General features: G+C 44.1%; 4 protein-coding genes. All 4 read right to left on the minus strand.

What is annotated here, in order from left to right; all coding sequences use genetic code 11:
* Window positions 1-125 precede the first annotated feature (125 nt).
* Window positions 126-2,105 carry an alpha-L-arabinofuranosidase C-terminal domain-containing protein gene (locus VF500_RS09310; protein WP_330859415.1) on the minus strand — a complete coding sequence of 660 codons (1,980 nt, stop codon included), beginning with the start codon at window positions 2,103-2,105 and terminating at the stop codon, window positions 126-128.
* A 14-nt stretch (window positions 2,106-2,119) separates the two neighbouring features.
* Window positions 2,120-3,079: a family 43 glycosylhydrolase gene (locus VF500_RS09315; RefSeq protein WP_330859416.1), complete on the minus strand. Its 960-nt coding sequence runs from the start codon at window positions 3,077-3,079 to the stop codon at window positions 2,120-2,122.
* Window positions 3,080-3,616: 537 nt separating this feature from the next.
* On the minus strand, window positions 3,617-4,789 hold the full coding sequence (locus tag VF500_RS09320; protein WP_330859417.1) for a DUF5009 domain-containing protein: 1,173 nt from the start codon (window positions 4,787-4,789) through the stop codon (window positions 3,617-3,619).
* A partial coding sequence (locus VF500_RS09325; RefSeq protein WP_330859418.1) for an alpha-N-acetylglucosaminidase occupies window positions 4,789-5,913 on the minus strand: 1,125 nt, incomplete at its 5' end. The genes VF500_RS09325 and VF500_RS09320, both read right to left, overlap by 1 nt.

Genomic DNA, 5,913 nt, shown 5'->3' on the forward strand with positions numbered 1-5,913 from the left:
AGAGGTAGGCACTATATTTTTGCTGCGACTGCGCTATAGCCGCTGTATATAAGCTAACTAAAATGCCCAGTAAAACTATTTTCTTCATGTATAATTGGTTTGTTTTTTTCAAATGTTCAGGATAATTATTTGCTCTTTTTCCCATTTGCACTGCTAATTCTTACTACGGTCAATGAATAGGCAGGTACAGTGAAAGCCCACCTTTTTTGCAATTTTATAACTGAAGATTGTGGAAGGATGGCTTGCGGATTGTCGGCAGAATTTTTTGTCCCGGGATCTCCGGAAATTACAGTAAGCGTTGCGGATTTAGGCAGTTCACTAATTTTTGACAGATCAGCTTCTCCCGAAAGCTCGGTATTACTCGCGTTGGCAATTTTCAGGATGATATCACCGGTTGCAGAATCGCGTACAACTGAGGTGCCCGCCGTAGTGTCAATTGCTGCTTTTTCACCTTTCAGTTTTATCATACCCGGCAAATATTCATTGCCTGAATTAGCGGCAAATTGCTGCTGAACATAATAGTTTACCGTTGGGAAAACCTTAGTACCATTAAAATATATCAGGTTCGGGTTCCAGGAAGTATGACCGATCCTGGCGATAAGCGGAGCATATGATGCCATCCTTACAACATCACCATTACGCTCTAAATTGGTCATGTATACAGCTTCAGCCAGGGCATTGAACAAGGTATTACTCCACGAAGCGTATTCGCCTATATATACTTTTGATCTTAGCCTGTTGTATGAATCATAACGTGCGGTATTTTTCAAAAACCACTGCGGTTTTTCATAATAATGTTCATCAACAATACCAACCGAAAGCTGATCGGCCAGTTTCCATCCCTTATCAAAGTCTTCCCCGTTCGGGCTTGGCCCAACGGTCCCAATGATCTTAATTTCGGGATGGGCTTTATGCACCGCATCATAGATCATCCGGAAACGTTCTTCAAATACACCGGTGATCTTATCTTCATTACCAATGCCAAGGTATTCCAGATTAAAAGGTGCAGGATGCCCAGCCGCGGCACGTTTTGCACCCCATGTAGAAGTGGCCGGTCCGTTTGCATATTCAATGAGATCAAGAACATCCTGTACATAGGCGCTCATTTCTTCCATAGGAATGCCCTTTTGCCCTGTGCCACCTATTTTCCAGGTACCGCCTGAATTTTGACAGCTCACGCCTGCCGCAAGTACCGGCACCGGCTTTGCCCCGATATCCTCACAAAATTGAAAATATTCAAAATACCCCAAACCTACCGACTGATGGTAATTCCAGATGTTACGTTGTTCTACACGTTGTTCAACTGGGCCAATAGTATTTTTCCAACGGTAAATATTGGCAATGCCATCACCATGAGTAAGGCAGCCGCCAGGAAAACGCATAAACTTTGGTTTTATATCCGCAATAACCTGCGCCAGATCGGCCCGTAATCCATTTTGATGATTTTTAAAGGTTTCAGGAAACAAAGACACCATATCAATCCCGACTTTCCCTTTTGCCTTGATCAACAACATCAGTTTGGCGCTGTCATTGTCAAAATTCACGTGAATTTGTTCGGCATATTTTTTCCAGCCTTTATTAGCTGTTGTAAATGAAGAAGAACCTAATTCTTTACCCTTCCGGTCAACAAGGGCCACTTTTACTGGCAAAGACTGGCCCGACAGCGCATTCAAAAAAACCGAAAAATTATAATTTTTACCTGCCTTTACAGGGATACCATCAAACCCTGAATTTTCAAGCCCTACCCCTTTTTGCCCTTCATCCTGAATATCAAGCAAAATATAATGCGGGTTATTGGGATGAACAGGAGCAGCAGTCTCAACCGAAATGGTACCATAACCAAAACCATCGGTCTCATATTTCCAGGCAGTCATCGAATTCCAATCGCGGTTATCTGCCGGGCTGTACTCAAATGAGCGGTTTTGAATAAGTTCGGCATAAAGCCCACCATCAGCAGCATAACTTAAATCCTCAAAAAAGATCCCGAAAAGATCGGGACTGATCTTTTTGGGTTTTGCCGCGTCGGCTTTTTGCTGGGCAGAGGCCTTAAAGCCGGCAAATGCCAACATTAACAACAGTGTTGTGCAGCGTATTTTTCTCATCATAACAGGTTATAAGGTTAATTGAACTTTTGTACGCCTTTGGTGCTTACCTTTTTGATATTACCATCCGCGTCAAAATTTAAACTATCAAGGCACAGCTGCCTCAACACAAATGATTCCTTTTGCGGAAAAATGCGGTGATATAAAATATAGCGTTGTCCTTTTTCAACAAAGGTGGTGTGATGGCCGGGGCCAATCACGGTGCTATCGGCAGAAGTATTTAATATAACCCGGTGTTCATCTTCCTGAAAAGGGCCGAGTGGGCCTACACCTTTCGCGTAGCCTACCTGGTAAGTGGCATCAATAGCTTTACCTTCCGAAAACATGAGGTAATAGGTTTGATTGCGTTTAACCATATGCGCACCTTCAAAAAAATGAGGGGTGGTGATATCTTTTGGAGCTCCGTCAAACGAAACCATATCGTCCTTCAGCTTAACAGCCATACAATGCCCGTTGATCCATTTATACCCCGATCCCCAATACAGATATACGCTGCCATCAGTATCAATAAAGCAATCCGGATCAATATTATGGACATTGGGGTAATCGGTAGATTTAACCATGGGCGAATTGTCACTCTTTAAGTTTTTCCAGGGGCCAAGCGGTGTATTACTTACTCCGCCCCAAACCTCGCCCCCTACGGCTACATATATGTAAAACTTATTGTCTTTTCCTTTTACTACTGATGGCGCCCAAACCATTTCGTTTAGAGCCGTTGGACTGGTACAGGCTTGTTTGGTAGGCCAGTTGATATGGTGCCGTTTAAACTTGATAAAGTCGGTAGTTTCCAGCACGGCCAACTCCTTATCGCCCCAGGGATCAATTGTGGCATAAATGAAGAAACGGCCTTTATCTTTTACAATAGTTGGATCGGCAAAGTATCCCCCGGTTATTGGATTGGGGATCATTTGCTTCTGCGCACGCGAGGTTGTGCCAGCCAAAACAAGGATAAAAAAGAGAAACAGGCGCTTGGTCATATTGGTAAAATAAAAACATTTCAATATTAAGTGTTATTTTAACAATTAACTAATTTTTCATGATTTTATCTCAATTATTTTCCTTGTTTTTCTCTCAGAGGCTGTTTAAAAACGATTGTTTTTGGATGTAGAGACGCATTACATGCGTCTCCCACGTGCATTTCCGACGGAATTAGAAGCCTTTTGAATCGGCCTGTCCGCCGGAAGACGCATGTAATGCGTCTCTACAAAAAACTTCCCCGTCCCCTCAGTGGCCCTCGTAGAGGACCCTGAGGTTCTTAGCAATTGGCGATTATAGTTACTATGGACCTGCTTATTGAAGTTGTTTCCCTCAGTTGTTTTGCATATTGAATACCTCAGGGTCCTCTGCGAGAGACCCTGAGGAGACACAAGAAATATTTTTATGTAGAGACGCATAATTGCGTCTCCCACAGGACAAGCCGCTTTGCAAGAGGTTTAACTGCCTTAACCGGCATACGGGAGACGCAATTATGCGTCTCTACATTCAAAATCCTCAAACTTAAACGGTATTCAAGCTTATATCTTCAGAAAAATCTTATTGCGGTATAAAAAGTACAATAAGGCAAGCTGCACAAAAACAATGGAAATAGCCGCCCATACCGGCTGCCAGCTTTGAGCAAGATGCCCAATGATTCCACCGAAGAAAAAATTGGCTGTGTGTTGAAAATCGACCACTCCTTCAGCTGCAAGATAGATCACTATAGAGTTTACCCCGATCAGCACAAAAGGGAACGCCCACTTCCTGTACCCGGCAACATCTATCACCAGGTAAAATACCGAAAGGAAAACCAGGCTCCATCCGCCCACAAACAATACAAATGAACTGGTCCATAAACGTTTGTTGATAGGGAAAGCAATGTTCCATAACAATCCTAAACCGATAAGTAAAATACCTGCTGCTAATAGTCCAACACCCTTTTTCCACATTGGCCATTTTGCAGATTCAAGCTTCAGGAATTGGCCTGTAAAAATGCCCAGCATGGCAGTGCCAATAGCCGGGATAGTGGATAATATACCCTCAGGGTCATGTACTTTATCATGTAGCCTGCCCGGGAGCAATAAACGGTCGATATAGGATTCCAGGCTGCCGTTCATCGTTAAAACTCCCGCCCCATAACCGGGCACCGGGATCAGTTCCATTGCAGCCCAATAGCCCAGCAACAAAATACCGAACCACAAAACCTGCCCCCGGATGTTAAAATTAAGATAGATGACACCCGCAAAGAACCAGGCCAGACCAATACGTCCCAGCACGCTTGCAAACCGGGTATTCTCCAAGCCGTTAAACTTAAACAAACCGTTAACAACCATCCCTAAAAAAAGCAGGATGATGGTACGCCTGATCATAGAGCCGTAAATCTCCCGCTTTGCGGTAGACGGTAACAGGTATGGGTAAGCAACTCCATGTTTACCGGCTTTACCGCCCATTGAATAAGGCATCGAAACCCCTGCAATAAACAAGAACAAGGGAAAGATCATATCATAAAAGGTGATCCCGTTCCACTCAGTATGATGTAATTGTCCCGACATCCACACCATGAGCGGCCAGCCGGTGGCCTTAGCAAGGGCATGCACTACCCCTTCCCCGCTCATGATCCAAAACATATCAAAACCACGCAGGGCATCTAACGATAATAACCGCGCCGGCTTAGTAACAGTATTTCCAGGTTTTGCTGCTGATGTATCCATTATTTAAGATCGTTACCCATGATTGTTCTGTATTTTTCATATAACTGTTGTGCAATAACCGCGCTGCTACCGGCAGGGGCAACAGGATATGTTTTGGATGAATTAACCCATTGCCATTCCCAGTTGCTTATTGATTTATCAAATAGCTTAAAGTCAGGTTCCTTACCTGTTTCTATTGAACCCTTCAGTAGCTCAAAGAATTTTTGCCAGCGTACCTTGTAAAAATCATTGAGCAAACCGCTCCATTGCCTGCAGGAATATTCATGTAGCGGACTATCGGCATCTCCCCAAAGTGTTATCAGGTTGCGGGCATTTTTTTCGTAAAGTGCTTTTCCACCTGAGGTTGTTCCCCAGCTGCGAGCATCAGCTATCCAAGGGCCCAGCATAAAATCCTTTTGGGTAGCCAGTAGTTTATCCATATCGGCGATCAGGTTAAGGTATTCGACAGTATACTTGCCGAAAGCTTTATCATCTTTATCATGATATGCTTTTATCCATTTTAACTGAAGTGGTCGGCCATAGTTAGCCAGTACCTGCCGGGTAATATCAACCAGGTCATAATTAAAACCACTGCTTTGTTTACATGCAGGGATGGCGGCTATCATTTTATCCCAGGCAGGCAGCAAGTCCTTCCGATTATAGTTTAAGCGGGTGCGGGTCCATACAGCAGCCGAATCAAGCGTTGGCCGGCCGGTGATGATTGACTCTGCTCCGTCACGGATATCCTTACCATTGAAAACGGTAGTCCTCAGCGTTTGCCAGGCATCCAATGCATTCTGGCTTTTCACCCCATAACGGTTAAATAAGTATCCCGGAAGCCATTGATCAAGATCAATTGGCTTATTTTGCCAGGTATTTTGCGTCATCAGCTCATAAAGCACAGGAGTTTGCTCTATGGCCTCCATGGTTAAGCCAATACCCACCATACGCCCCGATTTTGGATCATTAAGTGCCTGTGCCGGCTGTGCTGCTACCGCCTCTATCCTGCCAAATAAACTATTGTTGCCACCATAGTTATGCAGCATGTTCCAGATCCAGGGTTTACCATAAAACGCCTCGGTTCGTTTCCATATTGGTTCATAATCGGTATTAAGGTCAAGCACGATCATATGATCATCCGGTAC

This window comes from Mucilaginibacter sp. (genome assembly GCF_036383575.1).
Taxonomy (GTDB): domain Bacteria; phylum Bacteroidota; class Bacteroidia; order Sphingobacteriales; family Sphingobacteriaceae; genus Mucilaginibacter.

Excerpts from the sequence above, each read along its gene's own strand:
- VF500_RS09315 (WP_330859416.1), bottom strand. The coding sequence starts at position 3,079 with ATGACCAAGCGCCTGTTTCTCTTTTTTATCCTTGTTTTGGCTGGCACA.
- VF500_RS09320 (WP_330859417.1), bottom strand. The coding sequence starts at position 4,789 with ATGGATACATCAGCAGCAAAACCTGGAAATACTGTTACTAAGCCGGCG.
- VF500_RS09310 (WP_330859415.1), bottom strand. The coding sequence starts at position 2,105 with ATGATGAGAAAAATACGCTGCACAACACTGTTGTTAATGTTGGCATTT.